This window comes from Litorivita sp. NS0012-18 (assembly GCF_040371945.1).
Lineage (GTDB): Bacteria > Pseudomonadota > Alphaproteobacteria > Rhodobacterales > Rhodobacteraceae > Litorivita.
On record NZ_BAABWS010000001.1, the window covers coordinates 1564000 to 1588734 of the forward strand.

General features: G+C 61.1%; 20 protein-coding genes. 7 read left to right on the top strand and 13 right to left on the bottom strand.

The window, feature by feature from the left end:
- Positions 1-69 precede the first annotated feature (69 nt).
- Positions 70-3006, bottom strand: coding sequence for a S8 family serine peptidase (locus tag ABWV64_RS07545; RefSeq protein WP_353343670.1), 2937 nt, complete (start codon positions 3004-3006; stop codon positions 70-72).
- A 362-nt stretch (positions 3007-3368) separates the two neighbouring features.
- On the opposite strand from ABWV64_RS07545, the gene glf reads away from it, so the two are divergent.
- Positions 3369-4514, top strand: coding sequence for a UDP-galactopyranose mutase (glf, locus tag ABWV64_RS07550; RefSeq protein WP_353343672.1), 1146 nt, complete (start codon positions 3369-3371; stop codon positions 4512-4514).
- A 62-nt stretch (positions 4515-4576) separates the two neighbouring features.
- Here the strand turns inward: glf and trhO are convergent, their stop codons facing one another.
- A complete protein-coding gene (trhO, locus tag ABWV64_RS07555) occupies positions 4577-5494 on the bottom strand; it encodes an oxygen-dependent tRNA uridine(34) hydroxylase TrhO (RefSeq protein ID WP_353343674.1) in 918 nt (305 codons plus the stop codon).
- Positions 5495-6101: 607 nt separating this feature from the next.
- On the opposite strand from trhO, the gene pncA reads away from it, so the two are divergent.
- Positions 6102-6701 carry a bifunctional nicotinamidase/pyrazinamidase gene (gene pncA, locus ABWV64_RS07560; protein ID WP_353343676.1) on the top strand — a complete coding sequence of 200 codons (600 nt, stop codon included), beginning with the start codon at positions 6102-6104 and terminating at the stop codon, positions 6699-6701.
- A 2-nt stretch (positions 6702-6703) separates the two neighbouring features.
- Here the strand turns inward: pncA and ABWV64_RS07565 are convergent, their stop codons facing one another.
- Complete coding sequence (locus tag ABWV64_RS07565) at positions 6704-7264, bottom strand: hypothetical protein (RefSeq protein WP_353343678.1); 561 nt, start codon at positions 7262-7264, stop codon at positions 6704-6706.
- Positions 7265-7379: 115 nt separating this feature from the next.
- Between ABWV64_RS07565 and pncB the strand changes: the two genes are divergently transcribed.
- A complete protein-coding gene (gene pncB / locus ABWV64_RS07570) occupies positions 7380-8672 on the top strand; it encodes a nicotinate phosphoribosyltransferase (protein ID WP_353343680.1) in 1293 nt (430 codons plus the stop codon).
- 16 nt (positions 8673-8688) lie between these two features.
- Here pncB and arfB read toward each other — a convergent pair whose 3' ends face one another.
- From arfB to ABWV64_RS07600, 6 genes are all read right to left on the bottom strand, one after another.
- Positions 8689-9105 (bottom strand): alternative ribosome rescue aminoacyl-tRNA hydrolase ArfB, encoded by a 417-nt coding sequence (gene arfB / locus ABWV64_RS07575; RefSeq protein ID WP_353343682.1) that lies wholly within the window; start codon positions 9103-9105, stop codon positions 8689-8691.
- 333 nt (positions 9106-9438) lie between these two features.
- On the bottom strand, positions 9439-10068 hold the full coding sequence (locus tag ABWV64_RS07580) for a queuosine precursor transporter (RefSeq protein ID WP_353343684.1): 630 nt from the start codon (positions 10066-10068) through the stop codon (positions 9439-9441).
- 66 nt (positions 10069-10134) lie between these two features.
- Positions 10135-11046: an esterase-like activity of phytase family protein gene (locus ABWV64_RS07585; RefSeq protein WP_353343686.1), complete on the bottom strand. Its 912-nt coding sequence runs from the start codon at positions 11044-11046 to the stop codon at positions 10135-10137.
- Positions 11019-11834 (bottom strand): penicillin-insensitive murein endopeptidase, encoded by an 816-nt coding sequence (gene mepA / locus ABWV64_RS07590; protein WP_502902638.1) that lies wholly within the window; start codon positions 11832-11834, stop codon positions 11019-11021. The genes ABWV64_RS07585 and mepA overlap by 28 nt, the downstream gene beginning before the upstream one ends.
- A 95-nt stretch (positions 11835-11929) precedes the next feature.
- Positions 11930-13288, bottom strand: coding sequence for an MFS transporter (locus tag ABWV64_RS07595; RefSeq protein WP_353343690.1), 1359 nt, complete (start codon positions 13286-13288; stop codon positions 11930-11932).
- 69 nt (positions 13289-13357) lie between these two features.
- Positions 13358-13903 carry an acyl-CoA thioesterase gene (locus ABWV64_RS07600; RefSeq protein ID WP_353343692.1) on the bottom strand — a complete coding sequence of 182 codons (546 nt, stop codon included), beginning with the start codon at positions 13901-13903 and terminating at the stop codon, positions 13358-13360.
- Positions 13904-14038: 135 nt separating this feature from the next.
- On the opposite strand from ABWV64_RS07600, the gene ABWV64_RS07605 reads away from it, so the two are divergent.
- From ABWV64_RS07605 to yaaA, 3 genes are all read left to right on the top strand, one after another.
- Positions 14039-14326, top strand: a complete 288-nt coding sequence (locus tag ABWV64_RS07605) for a YggT family protein (RefSeq protein ID WP_353343694.1) — start codon at positions 14039-14041, stop codon at positions 14324-14326.
- A 73-nt stretch (positions 14327-14399) separates the two neighbouring features.
- Positions 14400-16442, top strand: coding sequence for a DNA helicase RecQ (gene recQ / locus ABWV64_RS07610; protein ID WP_353343696.1), 2043 nt, complete (start codon positions 14400-14402; stop codon positions 16440-16442).
- A gap of 31 nt (positions 16443-16473) precedes the next feature.
- Positions 16474-17238, top strand: a complete 765-nt coding sequence (yaaA, locus tag ABWV64_RS07615) for a peroxide stress protein YaaA (protein WP_353343698.1) — start codon at positions 16474-16476, stop codon at positions 17236-17238.
- 2 nt (positions 17239-17240) lie between these two features.
- Here yaaA and ABWV64_RS07620 read toward each other — a convergent pair whose 3' ends face one another.
- The 4 genes from ABWV64_RS07620 to dnaK form a co-directional block, all read right to left on the bottom strand.
- A complete protein-coding gene (locus ABWV64_RS07620) occupies positions 17241-19469 on the bottom strand; it encodes a response regulator (protein WP_353343700.1) in 2229 nt (742 codons plus the stop codon).
- 114 nt (positions 19470-19583) lie between these two features.
- Positions 19584-20345: a RadC family protein gene (gene radC, locus ABWV64_RS07625; protein ID WP_353343702.1), complete on the bottom strand. Its 762-nt coding sequence runs from the start codon at positions 20343-20345 to the stop codon at positions 19584-19586.
- Positions 20346-20551: 206 nt separating this feature from the next.
- Positions 20552-21712: a molecular chaperone DnaJ gene (dnaJ, locus tag ABWV64_RS07630; RefSeq protein ID WP_353343704.1), complete on the bottom strand. Its 1161-nt coding sequence runs from the start codon at positions 21710-21712 to the stop codon at positions 20552-20554.
- Between the two features lie 77 nt (positions 21713-21789).
- On the bottom strand, positions 21790-23706 hold the full coding sequence (dnaK, locus tag ABWV64_RS07635) for a molecular chaperone DnaK (protein ID WP_353343706.1): 1917 nt from the start codon (positions 23704-23706) through the stop codon (positions 21790-21792).
- Between the two features lie 240 nt (positions 23707-23946).
- Here dnaK and ABWV64_RS07640 point away from each other — a divergent pair, with 240 nt between their 5' ends.
- Positions 23947-24588 carry an alpha-ketoglutarate-dependent dioxygenase AlkB family protein gene (locus ABWV64_RS07640; protein ID WP_353343708.1) on the top strand — a complete coding sequence of 214 codons (642 nt, stop codon included), beginning with the start codon at positions 23947-23949 and terminating at the stop codon, positions 24586-24588.
- Positions 24589-24735: the final 147 nt, after the last annotated feature.

Below are 24735 nucleotides of genomic sequence, written 5' to 3' on the forward strand. Positions count from 1 at the left end.
CGGACCCATGCAAAACGGGCGCCCGAAACCGAGGCGCCCGTTGCTATGTCAGACCGGATGTGAACCCGATCAGTAGCTGAAATCAATCGCCGCCGCGAGGCCGGTGTTGTCGAACATCCCCTCAAAGACGATCGAGGTCGCAGCGTCGAAATAGAGCTCGTAGCCTGCGGCCACATCGCCACCGTAGGTATCGACAATCTGCTGACCGGTGAGCGTGCCGCTCCCCCACGGCGACCCCAGGATCACCATGATATCCTCGTTCACATCGAAATCGGTGATCACATCATGGCCGCTTTCGAACACAAAAGTATCGGTGTCCAGACCGCCGAAATAGCGGTCATCGCCCGAGCCGCCCGCAAGCGTGTCATCGCCGTTCGACCCGTGCAGGAAATCATTGCCAACCATGCCAAAGATGGCGTCTTCGCCATAGCCGCCATAAAGACGGTCATTCCCGTGATCGCCCACAATGAAATCGTCGCCGCCTTCGCCGCGCAGCGTGTCCCAACCGGTGCCGCCCACCAAAAGGTCATTGCCCAGACCGCCATTGATGAAATCGGGATCGCCGCCGCCATCGAACGTGTCTGCGCCGGTCGAGCCATAGATCGTATCGCGGCCCATTCCCGCATAAACCGAATCGTTGCCGCCGTTGCTTCCGTCGGTGTCATTGAACAGATCGTCGCCAAAGCCCATCACGACATAGTCGTCGCCTTGGTGGCCGAACACGGTGTCATTGCCATTGCCGCCATAGATCGTGTCGTCGCCATATCCGGCATAAAAGCGGTCATTGCCGTTCTCGCCGATGAGCACATCATTGCCGTTATGGCCGACCAATGTGTCATTATCCGCGCCGCCGTTGAGCCGGTCATTGCCCTCTTCGCCGGAGAGGAAATCATCGCCCGAACCGCCAAAGAGCGTATCATTGCCGGTGCCGCCCGACAGCGTATCGGCCCCCGCTTCGCCATAGAATTTGTCGTTGCCGCTGGCGCCTTCAAGGCTGTCGTTGCCAGTGCCGCCATAGATCGTGTCATGGCCAAGCCCGCCGCTTTCGTCTTGGTCAAAGAAGACATCCGCGCCGTCATTGAGCCACGCCAGATCGTCGCCCGCCCCCGCGCGCAACGTGTCATTGCCAGCGCCGCCGACCGAGGTGTCATTGTCCTCGCCGCTGCGCAGGTCGTCATGACCCTCGCCGCCGATCAAACGGTCACGCCCCTTGTCGCCATTGAGCGTATCATTGCCCAATCCGCCCTCAAGCGTATCATTGCCCGCCGCGCCATTGAGGAAATCATCGCCGCGCATCCCGAGCATCTGGTTGGCCAGCCAGTTGCCCTGCACATAATCATCGCCGTCGCCGGTGACGAAATGCTCGATCCGGCCCGCGCCCTCATAGGTCGCCCAGACCGCGCCATCGACGCTAAAGCCCGACGTGCCCGCCGCCACAAAGGCCACATCGCCGGTGATGGCCGCAAGGTTGAGCCATTGCACACCGCCGGTGGCCACCACGGTCGAGGCGCGCGCAATCTCCTCGGCGCGGTAGGTGAGGTAATCTTCGGTGAAGTGATAGACTTTGTCGTCGCTCACCGCGCTGCCGAAGAAATCGAGGGTGAAATCCGACAAGGTGCCGGTATCGCCCGACACGCTGTCTTCGACCTCGACGGTCCATGTCCCGTCGGAATAGGACCCGCGCACCACATCGACGCCGTAAGTATAGCTTCCGGCAAGAAATTCGTTGCCGCCATCATGGTTGAGCAAGACATAGCGCGTCCCGTCAGGGCCGACCAAAGTCATCTGGATATCGCCCATATAGGTGTGCGACACGGTGATGCGCGCATCGATATGTTCGACCACCATGCCCAGGCTTGCCGCCTGCGAGATCGACACCGTGTCATTGTCCAAAATCGAGACCGCCGAGCCGGAATACTCAAGCGTGCCGGACATCTCGTTGGCCGAGGTTTGCGCCGCGCCGAACCGCGACCACACTTCCGCCATCCGCACCGCCGCAAAGGCATCGACCATGCCAAAGCCGTAAGAGACGTTGAAGGTGCGCCCGCCGCCGTTCCAGTCGTCAGCGCCATTGGCAAACCATGCGCCTTCCTCGTAAGAGGTCGCCGCCGCGCCATAGCTCGATCCGGTATGCGCCGCCGACACCGACAGGATTTCTTGCACATCGCGCCAGCCAAGGCCCGTGTTGGCCTGCATCATCAAGGCCGCCACGCCCGCAACCACCGGCGTCGCCGCCGAGGTGCCGCCGAAATCATTGGCGTAATCGGTGCCGCTATAGCCGTTAAAGCTGGTCATATCGGTGGTGTGTTGCGCCGCAGGGGCCGCGATCAGGATATTCGTGCCCCAGTTGGAATAATCCGCCGCAATGCCGCCCGCGCCGGTCGCCGCCACGGTGACGGCGAAACGGGTGTTGTTCATCCCGTCGCCCTGCGCATTGCCCATGATGCCCGAGGCTTCGAGCGAGGAATTGTGATTCTCGTTGCCCGCCGCTTTGAAATTGACGGTGCCAAGCCCGCCGCGACCCGCCCCTGCCGCGATCCCGAAATGGTAGGCTTCTTGGTAGGTATAGCCGCTGCTGTCACCGACATCATTGGCGCTGCCAAAGGTCGGGGTATAGCCCCAGCTGTGGTTGGTGACGTCGAAATTCGCCATCCAGTCGTAGGCATCAAGCGTCTGGGAGGAATTGAGATCTTGCAACAGATCGACGCCGGTGAGCGTGGCATCAAAGGCAACGCCAACCACGCCAACCCCGTTGTTTTCCGCCGCGATGATCCCCGCAACCGCCGTGCCATGCCCGTTGGCCGCGCCGTTCGGCTCACCATCATCACCGGGGAAAAGCAGCGCGTAATCGTAGTTGTCATCAAGGTCCGGATGCGCCGATTCGACGCCTTCGTCGTAAACCCCAACCGCGATCCCTTCGCCGGTGTAATCATCCCAGATGGTTTCGATGTCGCCAATCAAGGTGAAGTGCCATTGAGAGCTGTAAAGTGGATCGTTCGGTTGCATGAAATCCCTCGTCGATATTTTCCCCGAAGAGCGCAGATAAGGCGCGCGCCTTCAGGCCTACAATAAGCCCCGATTTGGCCTAAACTTTTCTTAAGGCATTTGCGTGTCAAATTCATGGGGAAAATACGGCCAAGCCACCTCACACCTTTGTTATCGCTCCTGTTCAGCGCGGCCCCATGAGCGCCGCCGCCCCGCCGCCCCCGCCGTGCCTTGCTCCGCACGCAGTTAGGCCTTTGCGCGCCGACATATGGCGCTTTGCTTGAATTCGCCCGCCCCCCATGGGACACATAGGCACGCCCAATCACGGGCCGAGCCATGGGCCGAACCATGGGCCGAACCACTGGCCAAAACGGGAAAACGCGGTGAAAATACTCAACGTAGGTGCGGGATTGTCCGGCGCGGTGATCGGGCGCAAGCTGGCCGAGGCGGGACATGATGTAACCGTCATGGACAGCCGCGACCATATCGGCGGCAATTGCCATACCGCGCGCGACGCGGACACCGGCGTTCTGGTCCATACCTACGGGCCGCATATCTTCCACACCGATGACGAAGAGGTCTGGACCTATGTCAACGGTTTCGCCCGTTTCCGGCCCTTTCAAAACCGTGTCAAAACCACCGTCCAAGGCGCGGTCTATGCGCTGCCGGTCAATTTGCACACGATCAACCAGTTCTTCGGCAAAACCCTGCGACCCGAAGAGGCCCGCGCCTTTATCGCCGCGCAGGCCGACACCACGATCACCGATCCGCAAAACTTCGAAGAGCAGGCGCTGATGACGGTCGGCCCGCAGCTATATGAGGCGTTTTTCAAAGGCTATACGGTCAAACAATGGGGGCTTGCGCCGCATCTGTTGCCCGCTTCGATCCTCAAACGCCTGCCGCTGCGCTTCACCTATGACGACAATTATTTCTTCCATAAATTCCAAGGCATGCCCGAAGAAGGCTATAGCCCGATGATCGCCGCGATCCTTGACCATCCGCGCATCACCCTCACCCTTGGCCGCAGCTTTGCCGCCCCCGACGCCGAAACATACGACCATGTGTTTTTCTCCGGCCCGCTCGACAGCTATTTCGACTATGAACTGGGGCGTTTGGGCTATCGCACCTTGGATTTCGAACGCTTTACCGCCGAGGGCGATTACCAAGGCTGTGCGGTGATGAACTATGGCGACCGCGACGTGCCCTATACGCGCATCACCGAACACAAACATTTCGCCCCTTGGGAAACCCATAGCCGCAGCCTGTGCTACCGCGAATATTCGCGCGCCGCCGAGCCGCAAGACATCCCCTATTATCCGATCCGCTTGGCCGATGAGAAGGCGCTGCTCGCCCGCTATGTCGCGCTGGCGCAAAACACCCCTGCGGTGACCTTTGTCGGGCGGCTTGGCACCTATCGCTATCTGGATATGGATGTCACCATCCGCGAGGCCTTGGACACCGCCGAGATGTTCTTGCAGGCCGATCAGGACGGGCGCGCCATGCCCGCCTTTGCCGTCTCGCCGCTCTGAGCGCCGCGCCCTGTCGGGCCGCGCCAAATGGGCGCGCATTGCCGGCATGTAACGCCGCCAGATTACGCCGAGGGCGCGTGGCCCAAATGCGTCTCGCCGCGCTGGCGGGCCAATTCGATCTGCTTTTGCCGCTCGCGAAACCGCGTCTTGTCGGCCTCGGAGGTCTGACCGATACATTGGTGGCACGACACGCCCTGCTCGTATTGGGCGCGCGTCTTATCCTCGGGCAGGATCGGACGGCGGCAGGCATGGCACAGCTCATGCGGCCCTTCCTTGAGCCCGTGCCCCACCGAGACCCGCCCGTCAAAGACGAAACATTCGCCCTCCCACGTGCTTTGCTCTTGCGGCACCTCTTCGAGGTATTTCAGAATCCCGCCCTTGAGGTGATAGACCTCTTCAACCCCCTGCTGGAGCAGGTAATTCGTGCTCTTCTCGCAGCGGATACCGCCGGTGCAAAACATCGCCACGCGTTTGTTGTGAAAGCGTTCTTTGTTTGCCTCCCACCACTGCGGGAACTCGCGAAAGCTTTCGGTCTGCGGGTCGATCGCGCCCTCGAATGTGCCGATCGCCACCTCGTAATCATTGCGCGTATCGATCACCGCCACATCGTCAGAGCGGATCAGATCGTTCCAATCGGCAGGCTCGACATAATGGCCGACGCTGGCGCGCGGATCGACATCGGGCTGGCCCATGGTGACGATCTCGGCCTTCAGGCGCACCTTCATGCGGCCAAAGGGCTGCTGGGCGGCAAAGCTTTCCTTATGCACCAGATCGCCGCAGCCCGGCAAAGCGCGGATATGCGCCAAAACCGCGTCAATTCCGGCGCGCGATCCGGCGATGGTGCCGTTGATCCCCTCATGGGCGATGAGCAAGGAGCCGGTGATCCCTTCGGCGGCGCAAAGCGCCTTGAGCGGGGCCTGCACGGCCTCGCGGTCGGGGAAACGGGTGAAGTGATAGAGCGCTGCGATGGTATAGGACATGGCGCTCCTTTAGCGCGCCCGCGCCCCGCCGCGCAAGAGGCAAACCCCATGCCCGCCCCTATAAATAAGGGTATTTGCCATGCAGCTTTTCGCCCTGCACCGCGCGCGCGTCCCGCCCCCGCCCCGCGCCGCCGCCCGCAAACAAGAAAGGCCCTGCCGAGGGACATCCGGCGGGCCTTTCCAAAAGGAAAATAGATTTTGCCCTATGCGGGCCAATATATCCTCGCGGCGCACGTATCGCAGGGGGATGACTGCTTGCAGCGCAACAAGGGTCCAGAGCCAGCGGTCCTACAGTTTTACCGCGCCATCTCATGCGCCCCGGCTTGGGACCGTTTTGCGGCCGGGCTTGAGAGAGTAACACCGCAGCGCGCCAAAGGTTCCCGTGCGCGGCGGATTTTTTTGCCCCGCCGCCGCGCGCCTGCCGCGGCGCGGGCCTGCGTGTTGCTCTGCATCTTGCGACCTGCACCTTGTGCGCCGCGCCGCCATCTTGATTGATCGCGCCCTGCGGGGCATCTTGGCCCTGCCCCAGCCTGCTGCGCGGCCCGACCGCTGACCCGACCCGACCTGACCCGACTTGCCCCCAGCCCCTCACACACGGAGCCGCCCGATGTCCCTATCCGCCCTGATCGTCATTGATCTGCAAAACGATTTTTGCCCCTCCGGCGCTTTGGCCGTGGCGGGCGGCGACGAGATTGTCGCGCCGGTCAATGCGCTGATGGCGCAGTTCGACGCCGTGGTCCTGACCCAAGACTGGCACCCCGCGGGGCATAGCTCCTTTGCCAGCAGCCATAAGGGCAAAGCCCCTTTCGAGATGATCGACATGCCCTACGGGCCGCAAGTGCTTTGGCCCGATCACTGCGTGCAAGCCAGCCAAGGTGCGCAGTTCCACCCGCAGCTCGACACCGCCCGCGCCGATCTGATCATCCGCAAAGGCTATAACCCCGCCATCGACAGCTATTCGGCGTTCTTCGAAAACGACCGCGCCACCCCTACGGGGCTTGAGGGCTACCTGCGCACGCGCGCGATCACGCGGCTGACCATGGTCGGCCTCGCGCTGGATTTTTGCGTGAACTACTCGGCGGTCGACGCCGCCCGCTTGGGCTTTGACGTCACCGTGCGCCAATCCCTCTGCCGCGCCATCGACATGGACGGATCCCTCGCCGCCGCATTGGAGGGGATGAAGGCCGCGGGGGTGACCTTGGCCTAGGTTCAACCGCCCTCCATCAACCCCGCGCCGGTGAAGCCGCATTCTTCGGCGGCCTTGAGATAGGCGGCGGTGAATCCGTCGAGGTAGAAGGTGTGCAGCACCTTATGGTTCACCACGACCTCCATCTGATAGTTACGGCGCATGGCTTCGAGCACATAGAGGCTGACGGGGTGGGAATAGACGATCTCGGCGTTTTCAAACACATCCTCTTCGAGATAGCCGCGCACCACCGCCTCCATCGTATCCTCGTCGTCAAAGCGCACATAGGCGGCATCGCCCTCGCGCATCACCGTCTGGTAATGGCGCATCGCGTATTCATGCACGATCACGTCGGGAAAGAAATCCGGCGGGCCGGCGTCGCCATTGCTGAACGAAAATTTCAACCCCGGATCGCCGTCATAGCCGGTATAGGCGGTGCAACTGCGGCGCAGGTCCTCGCCGGTGTCGACCTCTTCGACGGCGACATGCCACGCGCCGTAATCCCAATATTGCGCCCCTGCGGCGGGCAAGGCCGCGCCCGCAGCCGCCAAAGCCGCCGCACCGATCATCACCATTTCTCGCATCCCGCTCTCCTTATTTTGGGCACCTCGCGAGGCAGTATCACACAAGCCTCACCGAAACCTTGCCAAGCCTCTGTTTTCCCTGCTTTATGCATCTCGCCCCCAAGGAGAGCAGCAGATGGTCGATATCGCAACCCGCGTTCACAATCACAATTGGAAAATCGATCCGATTGTGCGGTCCCTGATCGACACGGATTTTTACAAACTGCTGATGTGCCAATCGGTGTTTCGCAACCGCCCCGAGGCGCAGGTGCGGTTCTCGCTGATCAACCGCACGACCTCGATCCCTTTGGCCGATCTGATCGACGAGGGCGAATTGCGCGAGCAACTCGACCATATCCGCTCGCTGCGCCTGACCCGCGGCGAAAGCACATGGATGCGCGGCAATACGTTTTACGGCAAACGCCAGATGTTCCGCCCCGATTTCATGGAATGGTTCGAAAACCTGCAATTGCCGCCCTACCATCTGGAGCGCAAGGGCGATCAATACGAGCTGACCTTCGAAGGCTCATGGCCCGAGGTGATGCTTTGGGAGATCCCCGCACTGGCGGTGCTGATGGAACTGCGCGGCCGCGCGGTTCTGCGCGATATGGGCAAATTCGAATTGCAGGTGCTCTATGCGCGCGGCATGACGAAACTTTGGGAGAAAATCGAGAGGCTGCGCGGGCTGGACGGGCTGCGCATCGCCGATTTCGGCACCCGCCGCCGCCATAGCTACCTGTGGCAGGATTGGGCCGTGCAGGCGATGCTCGAGGGGCTGGGCGATAAATTCACAGGCACCTCCAATTGCCTCATCGCGATGAAACGCGATCTGGAGGCCGTGGGCACCAACGCCCATGAATTGCCCATGGTTTACAGCGCCTTGGCAAAATCCGACGCGGCCCTGCGCCAAGCGCCCTATGACGTGCTCGCCGATTGGCACGAAGAGCATGACGGCAACCTGCGCATCATCTTGCCCGACACTTACGGGACCAAAGGCTTCCTCGACGGCGCGCCCGACTGGCTCGCCGGATGGACCGGCATCCGCATCGACAGCGGCGATCCCGCCGCCGCCGCCGAAGTCGCGATCGATTGGTGGAAGCTACGCGGCGAGGACCCGACGAAAAAGCTGGTGATCTTCTCGGACGGGTTGGACACCGACAAAATCATCGAGCTACACGGGCAATTCAAAGGCCGCGTGCGCACCTCCTTTGGCTGGGGCACCTTGCTGACCAACGACTTTCGCGGCCTGACCGAAGACGACGCCCTCGCGCCGTTTTCCTTGGTCTGCAAAGCCGTCAGCGCCAATGGCAACCCCACCGTCAAACTCTCGGACAACCCCAACAAAGCCATGGGCCCGAAAGCCGAAATCGAGCGCTATAAACGCGTGTTCGGCGTGGGCGATCAGGACCGGATGGAGGTAGTGGTTTAGGGGCGCGCGCACCCCCTCACTCCACCTTCCCCCTAAGCGCCTTCACCTCGCCGCGCTGTTTTTTGGCCTCAAGGCGGCGGCGCACAGACCCTTTCGTCGGTTTGGTCTTCACGCGAAACTTGGGCCTTTTGGTCGCCTCCACGATCAGCGCCGCCAGACGCTCGCGCGCGATGTCGCGGTTGCGCGCTTGGTGGCGGGTCTCGTCGCAGAAAATCACCAAGGCCCCCTCTTTCGTCCACCGCCGCCCCGCCAGTTTGCGCAGCCGCGTTTTCACCGCAGGCGGCAGGTTGGGCGAGCGTTCGGCCTCGAAGCGCAATTCGACCGCGGTCGAGACCTTGTTGACGTTCTGCCCGCCAGGACCGGAGGCGCGCACGAACTGCTCGGTCAATTCCCAATCTTCGATCGTGATCTCGGGGCTGATGGTCAGGGGCATGGCGCGTCCTTTTGGGGCTGCGTATGGCGGTCCGGCGCGGCGCATTTTGCCACCGACGCAATACCGACAGAATACCGACGTTATACAGACAGGGGTTTTGACATGCAAAAGGGCCGCCCAACATGCGCGGACGGCCCTTCGAGAATGTGGAGGTGGGGGCCGGTTAGGCGCTCACCAATCCGGAGTTTTCGCTCCCGAGGGCTGCCTCAGGTCGCGTGCCTCCCGACTGTTCCGACACCTTTCTCCATGACCTCATTAGACACTAGAGCACCTCCTTTCTGATGTTTTCGATATCTTCAGGAAAGCACAGTTTTTCTGGATGTCAAAACAAAATCATGTGGTCGAGGGGCGCATCGCCCCCACAATGATGCGGAACGGGACAAGCGCGACCAAGGCAATCGCCAGCTTCACGCCCCAATCGGCCAAGGCCAAAGTCACCCAAAGCGGCGCCATCGCCCCAACGGTGAGCAACGGCGCGGGGTCCGATGCCCAAGCCACGGCAGCATCGGCATTGGCGCCAAAGGAGACGCTGGCGGAGAAGGCAAGGGTGAAGAAAATCCCCGTATCGACCGCCGATCCGACCACCGAAGAGGCCAAGGGCGCGCGCCACCAAGCCCCCGCGCGAAGCCGGTTAAACACAGAAATATCAAGCAGTTGCGCGACCAAGAATGCAGTGCCCGACGCCACAGCAACGCGCAAGGGCACGGCGGGGCCGAATTCGAGCATGATCTGGCTGCCGATCAGCGAGCACAGGATGCCCACCACAAAACCGGCCAAAACCACACGGCGCGCGGCAGGGGCGCCATAGACGCGGTTCATCACATCGGTGACCAGAAAGGCCAAAGGATAGGTGAAGGCGCCCCACGTCAGGAGGCCATCAAGCAGCAAGAATTGCACCAAGATGTTGGAGGCCACGACAATCGCGGCCATGGCAAGAATGCCAGGAAAATAAGCAGTTTTCATTTTTTGAGCCCGTTTTTACAAGGTTGCGGCGACTTGGCGCCGAGGATCGGCGCGGATCAGGGGCGTCTAATCCTTCGCACCGCGCTTTGCAAGCCCTGTGTCGATCACAAATTCCACGATCTCGCCGCGCTGGAACACCATAAAATTATCGTCCGACACCATGGTCAGCCGGATGCGCCCCGCCCCGTCGCGCCACACCGACAGCCCCTCGAGGTTGTCGAATTGCCGCGCCCGCGATTGCAGCAAAATCTCTCCAGCACCCGCCCGCGCCGGATCGCTCATATCAAAGCGCCGCACGCGGCTGCGAAAGCCAAGTCCGGTGAAGTCCCGCTCCAGCAGATAGAGCGCGCCATCAGGACCGAAATCGGCGCCCACGGGCAAAAACTGCGCATCGCCCTCAATGCGCATGGCCACGCTCCAGCGCCCGTTCAGATAGCGATAAACCGTTATTTTTCCGTCCCTTGCTACGAACTCGGGCAGGGCATAAAGCGCGCCGTCAGGCCCGCGCGCCAAGGCCTCCAATCCGCCATTGCTGGCAAATCCAAGAAACTCGCGCACGATCGGATAGGGTCGGCGCAACATGCCATCCGCATCGAAAGCGGCCAGCCGGTGATTGCCCTCAAAGGAAACAATGACCTCATCACCGCCGTCCCAAACCAAGCCTTCGGCATCCTGCATTGCGCCGCGCAGCGGGCCACCCAGCGCGCCGCGAAGCTGCACAATGCGCAGGTTTTCAACTCCGGTTATTTTTCCCGCCTCGCGCCGCAGCACCCCCGACAATAGCGTGCCGCGATCCGAAATGGCGCGAAAGGCGCCGCCATCCGGCGCCAGTTCAAAACCGGAAATTCCACCAAAGGCCCGCGCCTTTTCGCTCCAGACAAAGCGCGAGACGAACTGCGCGCTTTGAGCCTGTGCAAGGCGGGACGAGGCAAAATACAGGCACAGCGCGCCTAGCGCGACTGCAATACCGAGACGCATTGTGCAGGCAGGTCCGACAAGGTGTATTCACGCCGCGGTTTGGGTTTGGGCGCATTGGGATCGCGCGGTTTCGGGGGGGGCGGGTTCAAAATATCACGCACCCATTTTTCCGCATCCTTGCATCCGTCACCGGCGGGCGGAGCGGCTTGATCCACACATCCGCGCGCATCTTTGGGGCATTTGAGCCGCACATGGAAATGATAGTGATGCCCATACCAAGGCCGGATTTTGTTGAGCCAGCTGCGGTTCCCTTTCTCGTCTTTGCACATTTGCACCTTGGCACCGGGGAAGACGAAAATACGCGCCACACGCGGGTCCGAGGCCGCCGCTTTCAAGATCTCATGATGGGCGCGCGTCCAGCTTGAATTGACATAGGCCCCGCCATTGCGGCGCATGGAAATCGACGAAATTTTCTCGCGCTCCGCCGCGCTCAGGTCGAGCCGTTTTGGCGGCAACATCCAGATATCGGCATCCAGCCCGATCTGGTGACTGCGGTGGCCCGTCAACATCGGCCCGCCGCGCGGCTGGCTCATATCACCCACATAGAGGCCCGCCCATCCGGGCTGTGCGGCGGCCTTGCGGCTGAGATCTTTGACGAAATCCACGGTTTCGGGATAGGCCCAGTTGCGGTTGCGCGACAGGCGCATGGCTTGCCATGTCGGTCCAGTTTCGGGCAATTGCACCCCGCCCGCAAGGCAGCCTTTGGCATATCCGCCATGGGGTGCGGGGGTCTGCGCCGAGGGACCGGATTTGGCGCCGAAAAGCTGTTTGGCCTGCACGCCGCGCATGGATTGCGGCACCGTCGCTTGCGTCGAGAGCGCCGCCTCGCGGGCGGGTTTGTCGCCGCCCCCGCCGCCGCACGCGCTCAGGAAAACTGCCAAACTCAGGGCTTTGAAGAACCGGACCATACTGCACTATCTCCCTCGGGTTTGACCCAGCGTAGCAGGAACAGCCCGATAAGGAAAAGCACAACCAGCGGCGTCACGCCCAATTGTTGGCTGCCGGTGACGGCGGTGGCGATGCCGATGGCGGTGGGGGCAAGGAAGCTCGTCGCCTTGCCCGCCAAACCGTAGATGCCGAAGGCCTCGGTCATCCGCTCGGGGTTGGCCTGTTTGACCATCATCGTGCGGCTCGCAGCTTGCAGCACCCCGCCCGCCGCGCCGATGGTCGCGCCAAGAATGTAGAAGGTGATATCGGGCAGGCTCGATTCCGGTCCCACAAAAACGCCGTAAACGCTCTCGCGCGAGACGAGGACCATGGAAATCGCTACAAAGGCCAGCACCAGAATGCAGATGCGGATCACGGGTTTTGGCCCGAACCGCACATCCATCTCGCCGCCGATATAGGCGAAAATCGCGCCAAAGATGATCGCCACAATGCCGAAAATCCCGACGTTCACGACGCTCCACCCCAAGACGCCTTGGGCGTAAAGCCCGCCAAAGAAATACATCCCGTTCAACGCATCGCGATAGAACATCGACGCGCCCAGATAGCTGAAGAGCGAGGGGGTTTGCGGCAGTTTGCGCACCGTTTGGCCCAGCCCCTTGAGCGCCGTGCCAAGCGCGCCTTTGGGCGGTTTGGCGGGTTTGGGATCACGCACCCACAAAAAGAAGGGGATCATGAAAACCGCATACCAGATTGCGGTCAGCGGCCCGACAAACCGCGTGCCTTCGCGCGCCGCCGGATCAAGGCCAAGCACCGGCTCGATCCCGATCATCGTGCGCCCCGTCGTGGCACTTTCGGCAAAGAGCGCAAGCATCAACAAAAGCGTGACCAAACCGCCCACATATCCAAAGGCCCAGCCGCGCCCCGAAATCCGCCCGATCTCTTCGCGCGGGCCCAGATCGGGCAGCATGGCATTGGTGAAAATCGTCGCGAACTCCATCCCGATCAGGCCGATGGCAAAGGCGAAAAGGATGAAATACATGTCGAAATCGTCAGGCGCCGCCGTCCACAAAAGCGCCGATCCGATGACGTAAAGCACCGAAAAGCCCCAAATCCACCGCAGCCTGTTGCCCGAGGTATCGGCCATCGCGCCCAAAAGCGGCGCCAGCACCGCAATCACAAATCCCGCCGCGCCAATGCCAAAGCCCCAAGCGGCCTGTGCCTTGGCGCCGTCCCCGACCAATTCGCCAAAGAAGGGCGAAAAGATGAAGGTCAAAAGCAAGGTGTTATACGGCTGGCTCGCCCAATCGAAGAAAAACCAGCCCCAAATGCGCTTGCGCGGTGAAATCGTTGTCATGCCTGTCCCCTATCCCTGCCCTCGATATGACAGGCAAGTCAGGCATCTGGCAAGCGTTTTGCCCGCGCCTCAGCCCGCCGCCTCTTGCATCGGGGGCCACGGGCGGGCGTCTTCGGCCTCGATCCATTTGGCGATATGGGGCGGGATGGCGGGCGAGACATCGGGCACGCCCAAAACTTCGGCCACCCGCGCGGGCGGCACGATCCCGTTGCGGTCCGTCAATGCCGCGCGATACACGATGTGATTGGCGCATTCGCCATTGGCCAGCCACATGCTTTGCTCCAGATAGAGAAACCGCGCGTCCCAACAGGCCAGCCGCGAGCGCATCTCGAAACGCTCGAATGTGCGGATACGGCGGCGATACCGCACCGTCGCCCCCGCCATGGTCAGCCCCCATTTTTGCGATTTGAGCGCCGCAAACAGCCCCGCGCGTTTGGCAAAGGGCAAGCGGCCCAGATCATAAAGCGTCAAGGTGCGCCCGTTGTTAAGCTCGAAAAACATATCGATGTCCCACGGCATGCAGCGATGATGCGACACATGCACCCCGTCCACACCAAGCGGCGCGGCATTGCGGAATTTCACAAACTCTTTGATCATGCGAAGGAAGGGATACATCGGCGGCGTCCTTTAACGGTCTGATACCCCGTGCTGACCCCAAGCGACCCCCGCGTCAACCAAGACTGCGCGTCAGACTTGCCCTTTTGCGCCGCCATGCTTACCTAGGACGCGCAACCAATAAGGACCCCCGCCATGCTGTCGCTTTTCCAGATCCTGTCCCTGATCCTCGATATCGCGTGGTTCTTCGTGATCGCCCATGTGATCATGAGCTGGTTGATCAATTTTCAGGTGCTCAATCTGGGCCAGCCTCTGGTCGCGCAAATCTGGCATATGCTGCAACGCATCCTAGAGCCGGTCTATAGCCGTGTGCGTTCGATCCTGCCGCCGATGGGCGGCGTCGACCTTGCCCCCTTGGTGGTTCTGATCGCGATCTATGCCCTGCGCATCGTGCTGGCCAACAATATCGCCGCCTTCTACTAAACCCCGCCTTGCCGTGCGCGGCGGAACGTGGGAAAACCTGCTGAGAGCATAAAAACAAGCCCACAGGACACCCATGACCGCTGCTGCCAAGCTGCTCAAAGACGTATTCGGATTTGACGCCTTTCGTCCGGGCCAAGAAGAGATCGTCGAGGCGGTCAGCACGGGGCAAAACGTGCTTGCCATCATGCCCACGGGCGGCGGCAAATCCTTGTGTTTCCAACTCCCTGCCCTGATGCGCGAGGGGGTCACCGTGGTGATCTCGCCGCTGATTGCCCTGATGCGCGATCAGGTGCGCGCCCTGCGCGAAGCCGGCGTCGAGGCGGGCGCATTGACCTCGGGCAACACCGAAGAAGAGACCGCCGAGGTCTGGCAAGCGCTCGAAGAGGAGCGGCTCAAGCTGCTCTATATCGCGCCCGAACGGCTCGCCTCGGGCAGCGCCATCGGGATGCTGCGCCGGATCAATGTGTCGATGATCGCCGTGGACGAGGCCCATTGCGTGAGCCAATGGGGCCATGATTTTCGCCCCGACTACTTGCGCATCGGCGAATTGCGCAGCGCGCTGGATGTGCCGCTCGCCGCATTTACCGCCACGGCAGACGCCGAAACCCGCGAAGAGATCATCCGCCGCCTGTTCGATGGCGCCGCCCCGCAAAGCTTTTTGCACGGGTTCGACCGGCCCAACATCCACCTTGCCTTTGCCGCCAAAGACGGGCCGCGCCGCCAGATCCTCGAGTTTGCCAGCGCCCGCAAAGGGCAATCGGGCATCGTCTATTGCGGCACCCGCAACAAGACCGAAAGCCTCGCCGCCGCCCTGCGCGAGGCAGGCCATAGCGCCTGCCACTACCACGGCGGGATGGAGGCCGAAGACCGCCGCATCACCGAACGGCGGTTCCAACAAGAGGACGGTTTGATCGTCGTCGCGACCGTCGCCTTTGGCATGGGCGTCGACAAACCCGATATCCGCTGGGTCGCCCATGCGGATTTGCCCAAATCAATCGAGGCCTATTACCAAGAGATCGGCCGCGCGGGCCGCGACGGCGCCCCCGCCGAAACGCTCACCCTCTTTGGCCCCGACGACATCCGCCTGCGCCGCAGCCAGATCGACGAAGGCCTCGCCCCGCCGGAAATGCGCGCCGCCGATCACGGGCGGCTTAACGCGCTTTTGGGTCTGGCCGAGGCGCTCGAATGCCGCCGCAAGAACCTGCTCGCCTATTTTGGCGAAAGCGAAGCGCATTGCGGCAATTGCGATCTGTGCGACACCCCGCCCGACACCTTTGACGGCACCATCGCCGTGCGCAAAGCCCTCTCGGCGATCCTGCGCACCGGCGAGTTTTTCGGGTCAGGCCATTTGATCGACATCCTTTTGGGCAATATGACCGAGAAGGTCCAAGCGCGCGGCCATGATGATTTGCCCACCTTCGGCGTCGGCAAGGAATATGACCGCCGCCAATGGCAGGCCGTGTTCCGCCAGATGATGGGGCATGATCTGGTGCGCCCCGATCCCGAACGCCACGGCGCCTTGCGCATGACCGATCCCGCCTTGCCGATCCTGCGCGACGAGGCGAAAATCACCCTGCGCCGCGACACGATCCGCTCTGCTGCCTCGCGCGGCCCCGCGATCAAATCCTTGGTGTCCGAAGAGGATGCGCCGCTTTTGTCGGCGCTCAAGGCCAAGCGCCGCGCCTTTGCCGAAGCGGCCAAAGCCCCCGCCTATATCATTTTCAACGACCGCACCTTGATCGAGATGGCCGAAAAACGCCCCTGCGACCTCGACGAGATGGCCCGCATCGGCGGCGTCGGGGCGAAAAAGCTCGAAAGCTATGGCGCGGCGTTTTTGAAGGTGATCAACGGCGAGGCCGAGGCCATGCACCCGTCGCGCCGCAAATTGGCGGGCCGCGATTCTGGCGCGCTATACGACCGCCTCGTCGCCGCGCAAAAGGATATGGAGCGCGGCGCGGACGGTATGGAAAAACCGATGAGCTGCTCTGCCGCGCAAATCGCAAAAATCGCCGAGGCACGCCCGCGCGACGCCGAGGCCATCACCCGCCTGCTGGGCGCGCGGCGCAGCGAAAGATTTGCCGCCGCATTTCTGGACGTGCTGCACAGCGCGGACTAGATACAGCAGACGCAATTGAAAGGAAGCCTCGATGTTGGTTGTCATCTCTCCGGCCAAGAAAATGGATATGGACACGGTCGAAGGCATCGAGGCCACCAAACCCGCCTTCACCGCCCGCGCCAAGGAATTGGCAGGCGTGGCGCGCGCGCTTGATGCGCCCGCCTTGCAAAAGCTCATGCATATCTCTGAAAATCTCGCGGCGCTCAACGCCGAGCGTTTTGCCAAATTCGGCAAGATGGAGAAAAAAGCCGCCGCCCTCGCCTTTGCGGGCGATACCTATCAAGGGCTGGAGGCGGGCACGCTGGACGCGGACGAGATGCGCTATGCCCAAGACCATTTGCGCATTCTGTCGGGGCTTTACGGGGTGCTGCGCCCGCTCGATGCGATCGAACCCTACCGTTTGGAAATGGGCAGCCGCCTTGCCACCGAGAAGGGCAAGAACCTTTATGACTATTGGGGCGATACGATTGCGAAGGCTCTCAACAAACAGGCCAAGCAAACCGGATCGGATATTTTGGTCAATTGCGCCAGTCAGGAATATTTCGGCGCGGTGGACCTCAAGGCGCTCAAACCGCGGGTGATCACGCCGGTGTTTATGGAAGAAAAGGCGGGCAAAGCCAAAATCGTCAGCTTCTTCGCCAAAAAAGCCCGCGGCGCCATGGCGCGCTATATCGTGCAAAACCGGATCACCGATGCGCAGGGGCTTAAGGCCTTTGACCTTGGCGGATACCGGTATATGGCCGAAATGTCCGAGGGCGATAAATGGGTGTTCTTGCGCGACTACCCCGAGGCGTAGACCTATCCGGCGGCTTGCGCAGGCTCTTCGCTTTCGGGTTTCGGCGGGCGGGCGCCTTCGGGGCAATGCTCCATGATCGTCTCGTGGATCGCGGCCTTGCGCAAGGGTTTGGTCAAATAATGGTCCAATCCGGCCGCCAAAATCCCGTCCTTGTCCCCGTCCATCGCATGGGCCGTCAAGGCCACAATCGGGACATGGCCGCCGGCCTCTGCCTCGATTGCGCGGATTTCTTTTGTCGCCTCTTTGCCGTCCATCTTGGGCATGGAAATATCCATGAAGATCAGATCGGGATTAAAGTCCCGAAACGCCGCCACCGCCTCTAGCCCGTTGGCCGCGAACAACAGCTCGACATCCAGCGTCTTGATCATCTTGCGAAACACCAACTGGTTGGTTTTGTTGTCCTCGGCGGCCAGAATGCGCATCGGGCGCGCGACGGGTTCAACCTCGATCTCGGCCTCTGCCTCGGGCGCGGGCGCGGGCCGCTCCTCGGCGCTGGCCTCGATTACATCCGCGCCAAGGGATTTGAGCTTGGCAAAAAGCTCGCGCCGCGGCGTGGGTTTTTGCAAAATCCCCTGCAGATGCGCCCTTGCGGGGTCTTGCTCGGCATAACCGGTGTTGGAGCTGAGCAAGATAATCGGCACATCGCATCCGCGCGCGCGGATGGTTTCGGCCAGTTCAAGCCCGTCCATATCGGGCATATTGTGATCGGTCAGAACCAGATCAAAAGGCGCCTCCAAGGCCGCCAAGGCTTCGGCGCCATTCGTGCAAGACACGGTCTGGATACCCAAGACATCCATCTGCTTTTCCAAAATCGCCCGATTGACCTCGTGGTCATCCACGATCAAGGCCCTCTTGAGACTGGCAGGCAGGACCGGCGCGACCTCTTCAAGCGTATCGGCCACGGGCATCGTGATGCGGAACCCGAAGGCAGAGCCAACCCCTTCCTCGCTGTCGACCCAGATTTTCCCGCCCATCAGCTTGATCAAACGCTGGGTGATGGCAAGGCCAAGCCCCGTGCCTTCGAACTGGCGGTTTTGCTCGTCTTCGACCTGATTGAACTCGCCAAAAATATGATCGACCTTATCGGCGGGAATCCCGATGCCGGTGTCCTCGATGGTGACATGCACATGGGTTTCGTCGCTGCCTTCGGGATGCACGCCCACAACACGGATCAACACGTGGCCATTCGACGTGAATTTGACCGCATTGCCGAGCAGGTTGGTCAAAATCTGCCGCAAGCGCCCCGGATCGCCGATATATTGCGTCGGCAGGAACATGTCGTAATCGACCATAAGATCGAAGCCCTTGTCGCGCGCGGGCGGTTGCAACAGCATGATCACCTCATGGATGCAGCGCTCCAGATCAAAGGGTTCGGGATGCAGCTTGAGTTTTTCGGCCTCGATCTTCGAGTAATCCAGAACATCATTGATGATGACCAAAAGCGCCTCGCCGGAGTTCTTGATCGTGTTCACATAAAGCCGCTGCTCTTCGTCCAGCTCCGTATCGGTGAGCAATTCGGCCATGCCGACAACCCCGTTCATCGGGGTGCGGATTTCATGGCTCATATTGGCGAGGAAGGAAGATTTCGCGCGGTTCGCCGCCTCGGCGTTGCTGCGCTCTTTTTTGAGCTCCTTCTCGTAGCGCACCGTATCGGTGATATTGAGCGCCAAGGACACCACATCGCCCCCCGCGCCGCGCTGGTCGATGAACTTGATATAGACGTCATTCCACAGCCGGATGATGATCGGCTCGGGCGCGGGGTCTTGCCAACGCTCCAGCATCCGCGCGCGCCATGCCGCGGGGCGCTCATCGCCGATGTTGATAATGCCCTCCTCGGTGGCAAGCTGCAAAATACGGATATAGCTGATGCCGGGGCGGACCTCTTCGAGCCCGTCGAACACAGACATATACGAGCGGTTCGCACCGATCATTTTGCTATCGGCATCAAAAAACGCAAACCCGTCCTGAATGGTTTCAATCGAATGCCACAGGCGGCGTTCGGCAATCTCGATTTTCTGATGCGCGACCGTCAGGTCGGATTTCACCCGCTTGTTCTCGTCGCGGACGTTTTTGACCTCGGCGCGGGTTTCGACGATCTCGACCGAAAGCTGGCGCGCGTGGCGGCCCAGTTTACGGTTGGCGGCATAAAGCTCCGCCTGTTTTTGCTCCAACAAACGCTCCGCCGCGAGCCGTGCGCGGCGCTCTTCTGACAGTTTGTTGGCTAGGCTCATGCCTATCTCCCGACCAGCGCGGCGTTAATGGATCATCCGCCATCATCCGCAGGGAGGGTAAAAAAGATGTTTAAGGCCACGCGGTTGACACAAAATTCCCGTGGAAAACCGCGCCTAAAGGTAACCTTCGGCGCGAAAACTCAATTCACGCGATTTCCCGATGATCAAATGATCATGCACCGTCAGGCCCAAGGCCATGGCGGCGCGGTTCACCTGATCGGTCATATCGATATCCTGCTGCGAGGGGGTCGGATCGCCCGACGGGTGATTGTGCACCAAAATCAGCGCACTGGCGTTCAATTCAAGCGCCCGCTTGACCACCTCGCGCGGATAGACCGGCACATGATCCACCGTGCCGCGCGCCTGCTCTTCATCGGCGATCAACACGTTCTTGCGGTCAAGATAGAGAATGCGGAACTGTTCGGTTTCGCGGTGCGCCATCGTGGTGTGGCAATAGTCGATGATCGCATCCCAGCTTGAGATCACATGACGTTGCATCACCTTCGAGCGCGACAAACGGTGCGCTGCCGCCTCGACGATTTTCAACTCCGTGAGCACCGCCTCTCCCGCGCCCTCCACCGCCAAAATCCGTTCCGGCGCGGCCGAGAGCACGCGATTGAAATCACCGAACACATCCAGGAGGCGGCGCGCCAAAGGTTTCACATCCTGCCGCGGGATCGCGCGAAACAGCACCAATTCGAGCATCTCGTAATCGGGCAAGGCCGTCGCGCCGCCGCTCATGAACCTGTCGCGAAGCCGCTTGCGATGATCGCGAATATAGGAGGGCAGCCGCCCCGACGGGAGCGGCGCTTCGGGCGCCTCATCGGGCCCGAACAGCGACATCGGCGCTTCATTGAAGGCATTGGCATCACGCATGGGGTCATCATGGCGCAAACATGGTTACCGATTTGTTAACCCGATCCGCCCCGCCCAAATGAAAACAGGCCCCCCAAAACCATCGGGAGGCCTGCTTGAAATCATCCGGCGGGCTGTGCGCTCGCCCCCTGCGAGACGGCGCTCGGCCCTTCGGCTCCGCCCGTTCGCGCCTCAAAAGCTCCACTGGAGCTTTTGCGAGACGGCGCTCACCCCTTCATGCTGTCCCAAAAGTTCTTCACGGATGAGAAGAAGCTTTTGCTCTCGGGGTTGTTGTCTTCGGACAGGTCCTCGAACTCGCGCAGGATTTCCTTTTGTCGGCTGGTCAGGTTCACCGGCGTCTCGACGGCCAGTTCGATAAACATATCGCCCGCTCCGCCACCGCGCAGCGCCGGCATGCCCTTGCTACGCAGGCGCATTTGACGGCCCGATTGGCTGCCTGACGGGATTTTCACGCGGCTGCGACCGCCATCGATGGTCGGCACTTCGATATCACCGCCCAAGGCGGCAGTCGCCATCGACACCGGCACGCGGCAAAACAGATTGCTCGCCTCGCGCTCGAAAATCGCATGGGGCTCGACCTCGATAAAGATATACAGATCGCCCGCAGGCCCGCCCCGCATCCCCGCCTCGCCTTCGCCCGACAGACGAATGCGCGTGCCGGTTTCCACCCCCGCAGGGATGTTGACGGCCAAGGAGCGGTCTTTGTGCACGCGGCCATTGCCACCGCAGGATTTACAGGGGTTTTTGATGATCTGACCAAGGCCAGAGCAGGTCGGGCAGGTGCGCTCGACGGTGAAAAACCCTTGCTGTGCGCGCACTTTCCCCATGCCCGAACAGGTCGGACAGGTCGCAGGCTCCGCGCCGCCCTCGGCGCCCGAACCGTCGCAGCCATCACAAGCCACCGAAGTGGGTACATTGATGGTTTTTTGCAGACCCGAGAAGGCCTCTTCCAAGCTCACCCGTAGGTTATAGCGCAGGTCCGATCCGCGCGCCGCGCGGCTGCGTCCGCCGCCCGCGCCCGCACCGCCGCGTTGGCCCATGAAATCGCCAAACAGATCGTCAAAGACATCCGAAAACGCCGAGGCGAAATCGCCCTGCTGTCCGGGATGGCCGCCGCGCGGGCCGCCGCCGCCCATACCGCCCTCGAAAGCCGCATGGCCGTAACGGTCATAAGCCGCCTTTTTGTCGCCGTCCTTGAGCACTTCATAGGCCTCATTTGCCTCTTTGAATTTGGTTTCGGCATCTGGATTGTCGGCGTTGCGATCGGGATGAAATTCCTTCGCTTTGCTGCGATAGGCCTTTTTGATCTCGTCTGCCGAAGCACCCTTTTGGATGCCAAGCACATCGTAATAGTCACGTTTTGCCATTGGGTTCCCCCTTCATGGAACGTCAGGGGCCGGCGCGGCGCGTTGCCGGCCGGCCCCTGTTTCGTTCCGATTGGCGCTTACGAGCGCTTGTCGTCGCCGAGGTCTTCGAAGTCGGCGTCCACGATATCGTCGTCGCCCGCTCCGGCCCCCTCGTCGGCGGCCATCGGCTCGTCATTGCCTTCGTCTTGGCTCGCCTTATAGATCGCCTCGCCCAGCTTCATGGCCGCTTCGGTCACGTTCTGGATGCCCGATTTGATCTTCTCGGCATTCTCGGTCTCAAGCTCGTCCTTGAGCGCGGCGATGGCCAATTCGATGGCCTCGATCGTGGTCGGGTCCACCTTGTCCGAATGCTCTTCCATCGATTTTTCGGTCGAATGGATGAGGCTTTCGGCTTGGTTCTTGGCCTCGACCAATTCCTTGCGCTCTTTGTCCGCTTCGGCGTTGGCTTCGGCATCCTTGACCATGTTCTCGATATCCTCGTCGGACAGACCGCCGGAGGCTTGGATCGTGATCTTTTGCTCTTTGCCCGTGCCCTTGTCGAGCGCGCCCACCGACACGATGCCGTTGGCATCAATGTCGAAGGTCACTTCGATTTGCGGCATGCCGCGCGGGGCGGGCGGGATGTTTTCGAGGTTGAACTGACCGAGGATCTTGTTGTCCGCCGCCATTTCACGTTCGCCTTGGAACACGCGGATCGTCACCGCGTTCTGGTTGTCCTCGGCGGTCGAGAAGACCTGCGATTTCTTGGTCGGAATGGTCGTGTTGCGGTCGATCAAACGGGTGAACACGCCGCCCAAGGTTTCGATCCCGAGCGACAAAGGCGTCACGTCGAGCAAAACCACATCCTTGACGTCGCCTTGCAACACGCCCGCCTGAATGGCGGCGCCCATGGCCACAACCTCATCAGGATTCACACCCTTATGCGGCTCCTTGCCAAAGAATTTGGTCACCTCTTCGATCACTTTGGGCATACGGGTCATCCCGCCCACCAAAACGACCTCGTCGATGTCCGATGTGGACAGGCCCGCATCCTTCAACGCCGCTTGGCACGGTTTGATCGAGGCTTTGATCAGATCGCCCACAAGGCTTTCGAGCTTTGCGCGGGTCAGCTTCATCACAAGGTGAAGCGGCTGGCCACCATTGGGGTCCATCGAGATAAACGGCTGGTTGATCTCGGTCTGGCTCGAGGAGGACAGCTCGATCTTGGCTTTCTCGGCCGCTTCCTTGAGACGCTGCAACGCCATCTTGTCTTTGGTCAGATCGACGCCGTTTTCTTTTTTGAACTGTTCGGCGAGGTAGTTGACGATGCGCATGTCAAAGTCTTCACCGCCAAGGAAAGTATCGCCGTTGGTGGATTTCACTTCGAACAACCCGTCGTCGATCTCGAGGATCGTCACGTCGAATGTGCCGCCGCCAAGGTCATAAACCGCGATGGTGTGGGTTTCTTCTTTGTCGAGACCGTAGGCCAAGGCCGCTGCGGTCGGCTCGTTGATGATGCGCAGCACTTCGAGACCGGCGATCTTGCCGGCGTCTTTGGTGGCCTGACGCTGTGCGTCGTTGAAATAGGCAGGCACGGTGATCACGGCTTGCGTAACATCTTCGCCAAGATAGCTCTCGGCGGTTTCTTTCATCTTGCCCAAGATGAAGGCAGAGATTTGCGAGGGAGAGTATTTCTCGCCCTTGGCCTCGATCCATGCATCACCGTTGCCGCCATTGATGACGCTGAACGGCAGGTTCTTGAGGTCTTTGGCAAGATCCGCATCGTCAAACCGGCGACCGATCAGGCGCTTGACGCCAAACACGGTGTTGTCGGGGTTGGTCACGGCTTGGCGTTTTGCCGGTTGACCGACGAGGCGTTCGTTATCTGTGAATGCAACGATAGACGGCGTTGTGCGCGCGCCTTCGGCGTTCTCGATCACACGCGGCTGGCTGCCGTCCATGATCGCAATACAGGAGTTCGTGGTTCCGAGGTCGATACCAATTACTTTGGCCATTTTTAGATCCCTTCTACTTAAGGCGATGTCCCGAGACGCAAACCCGTTACGGCATCCGCGCCCCGATTTCGGTGTGTGCTGCCCGCTCCGATAGAAGATCGGTGCATCACGCTTCGCAGCGTATATAGGGAGGGGAATTTCGCCCTGCAAGCGCCGTGCCGCTAGGGTTTTCGAGATTTTGCGCTATTTTTGCAGTTAAGCTGAAAAATCGGTGAATTTGCGCCGCCAAACGGGGGTTCTATGTCGCTCAACGAAGAAATCGCGCCGCGCGGGGATGCGCCCAAACCGCTGATGATGCGGGGCTTGGAGATTTACAAATCCTTTCTGGACGCGGGGGCGCAAGAGGCGCTGCTCTCGGATCTGCGCGAGGTGGTGCGCGCCGCGCCGCTCTTCTCGCCGATGACGCCCTACGGCAAACCGATGTCGGTGCAGATGACGTCGGCGGGCAAATACGGCTGGTTCTCCGACACCCGTGGCTATCGCTATGCACCGCGCCACCCGAACGGCGCGCCTTGGCCCGACATCCCCGCAAGCGTGATGGCGGTCTGGCGCGCCGTGTCGAAAACCACCCGCGCGCCCGATTGCTGTTTGGTGAATTTCTACGGCGAAGGCGCGCGCATGGGACTGCACCAAGACCGCGACGAGGCCGATTTTGCCTATCCGGTGGTCTCGATCTCGCTCGGCAATGAAGGACTGTTTCGCATTGGCAATGCGGCGCGGGGCGGCAAGACCGATGCGATCTGGCTGCAATCAGGCGATGTGGTGGTGATGGGCGGCGCGGCGCGGTTGACCTATCACGGGGTGGACCGGATCAAATTCGCGCCCTCGCCGCTGATGCCCAAAGGCGGGCGGATCAATCTGACCCTCAGAGTCGTGGATTAACGCCCAAAACCGGCGCGCCGGCGTCCGGCTGCGCACGGATATTGAGCGCATCATCCGATGCAACGCCTTGCACATTATAATAGGTAGGCAAAACCGCGTTTTGCGCCTGCGCCGCGCCCGCAATCAAAACGAATACCGCAATCGCGC

Coding starts and splice junctions, on each gene's coding strand:
- ABWV64_RS07545 (WP_353343670.1), bottom strand. CDS start 3,006: ATGCAACCGAACGATCCACTTTACAGCTCTCAATGGCACTTCACCTTG.
- ABWV64_RS07595 (WP_353343690.1), bottom strand. CDS start 13,288: ATGACAACGATTTCACCGCGCAAGCGCATTTGGGGCTGGTTTTTCTTC.
- radC (WP_353343702.1), bottom strand. CDS start 20,345: ATGCGTGATGCCAATGCCTTCAATGAAGCGCCGATGTCGCTGTTCGGG.
- ABWV64_RS07585 (WP_353343686.1), bottom strand. CDS start 11,046: ATGCGTCTCGGTATTGCAGTCGCGCTAGGCGCGCTGTGCCTGTATTTT.
- ABWV64_RS07605 (WP_353343694.1), top strand. CDS start 14,039: ATGCTGTCGCTTTTCCAGATCCTGTCCCTGATCCTCGATATCGCGTGG.
- arfB (WP_353343682.1), bottom strand. CDS start 9,105: ATGCCCCTGACCATCAGCCCCGAGATCACGATCGAAGATTGGGAATTG.
- pncB (WP_353343680.1), top strand. CDS start 7,380: ATGGTCGATATCGCAACCCGCGTTCACAATCACAATTGGAAAATCGAT.
- ABWV64_RS07565 (WP_353343678.1), bottom strand. CDS start 7,264: ATGCGAGAAATGGTGATGATCGGTGCGGCGGCTTTGGCGGCTGCGGGC.
- pncA (WP_353343676.1), top strand. CDS start 6,102: ATGTCCCTATCCGCCCTGATCGTCATTGATCTGCAAAACGATTTTTGC.
- ABWV64_RS07600 (WP_353343692.1), bottom strand. CDS start 13,903: ATGTATCCCTTCCTTCGCATGATCAAAGAGTTTGTGAAATTCCGCAAT.
- ABWV64_RS07580 (WP_353343684.1), bottom strand. CDS start 10,068: ATGAAAACTGCTTATTTTCCTGGCATTCTTGCCATGGCCGCGATTGTC.
- recQ (WP_353343696.1), top strand. CDS start 14,400: ATGACCGCTGCTGCCAAGCTGCTCAAAGACGTATTCGGATTTGACGCC.
- mepA (WP_502902638.1), bottom strand. CDS start 11,834: ATGCGCGGCGTGCAGGCCAAACAGCTTTTCGGCGCCAAATCCGGTCCC.
- dnaJ (WP_353343704.1), bottom strand. CDS start 21,712: ATGGCAAAACGTGACTATTACGATGTGCTTGGCATCCAAAAGGGTGCT.
- yaaA (WP_353343698.1), top strand. CDS start 16,474: ATGTTGGTTGTCATCTCTCCGGCCAAGAAAATGGATATGGACACGGTC.
- dnaK (WP_353343706.1), bottom strand. CDS start 23,706: ATGGCCAAAGTAATTGGTATCGACCTCGGAACCACGAACTCCTGTATT.
- trhO (WP_353343674.1), bottom strand. CDS start 5,494: ATGTCCTATACCATCGCAGCGCTCTATCACTTCACCCGTTTCCCCGAC.
- ABWV64_RS07620 (WP_353343700.1), bottom strand. CDS start 19,469: ATGAGCCTAGCCAACAAACTGTCAGAAGAGCGCCGCGCACGGCTCGCG.
- ABWV64_RS07640 (WP_353343708.1), top strand. CDS start 23,947: ATGTCGCTCAACGAAGAAATCGCGCCGCGCGGGGATGCGCCCAAACCG.